This window comes from Streptomyces sp. JJ38, assembly GCF_019303475.1.
GTDB lineage: Bacteria > Actinomycetota > Actinomycetes > Streptomycetales > Streptomycetaceae > Streptomyces.
Genome location: NZ_JABLSI010000099.1, coordinates 3,646 through 3,988 on the forward strand (window position 1 = coordinate 3,646; position 343 = coordinate 3,988).

The 343-nt window shown below is 70.8% G+C and carries 1 protein-coding gene; it reads left to right on the top strand.

Annotated elements, in window-relative coordinates; genetic code table 11:
- A partial coding sequence (locus tag HPT28_RS27300) for a ketoacyl-synthetase C-terminal extension domain-containing protein (protein WP_306824674.1) occupies window positions 1–343 on the top strand: 343 nt, incomplete at both ends.

Genomic DNA, 343 nt, shown 5'->3' on the forward strand with positions numbered 1-343 from the left:
GAGGCGCAGGCGCTGCTGGCCACCTACGGCCGGGACCGTGACGGCGAGCCGCTGTACCTGGGGTCGATCAAGTCCAACATCGGCCACAGCTCCACCGCCGCGGGCGTCGCCGGCGTCATCAAGATGGTGCAGGCCATGCGGCACGGGGTCCTGCCGCAGACGTTGCATGTGGATGAGCCGTCGCCGCATGTGGACTGGGAGTCGGGCGCGGTCGCACTGCTGGCGGAGGCCCGCCAGTGGCCCGAGCTCACCGAACGGCCGCGTCGTGCCGCGGTGTCGTCGTTCGGCGTCAGTGGGACGAATGCGCACGTGATTCTGGAGGAGGCGCCTGCTCCGGAGCTGC